The following is a 341-nucleotide window of genomic DNA, read 5'->3' as shown; positions in this document are numbered from 1 at the left end:
CGTTTCGTGCAGACGAATCGTCGATGTTGAACCACAGGTCGAAGCGGGATGTCCCGGATGAGGCGAAGAAAGGTGCGACACCGATTCCGGGGAGGTCGATCACCGGTGGTGTGTTGTTCTGAAATGCCAAGGCCACCTGGAACAGCGGATGATGTGCCGTGGAGCGCACCGGGTTGAGCAACTCGGCCAGCAGCTCGAACGGCGCATCCTGATGGGTGTAGGCCGCCAACGCCTTCTCCCGCACCAGCCCGAGCAGCTCGGTGAACGAAACCGCCGGCGTGACATGCGCCCGCAACACCCACGTGTTGACGAAGAACCCGACCAGCTCGGTCAGGGCCTCC

The 341-nt window shown here is 62.8% G+C and carries 1 protein-coding gene; it reads right to left on the bottom strand.

What is annotated here, in order from left to right:
- A partial coding sequence (locus ACX4ZE_RS23255; protein WP_480275602.1) for a condensation domain-containing protein occupies nt 1-341 on the bottom strand: 341 nt, incomplete at both ends.

Source organism: Nocardia sp. TBRC8007 (assembly GCF_056629435.1).
This window is presented reverse-complemented; position numbering and strand designations above follow the sequence as displayed.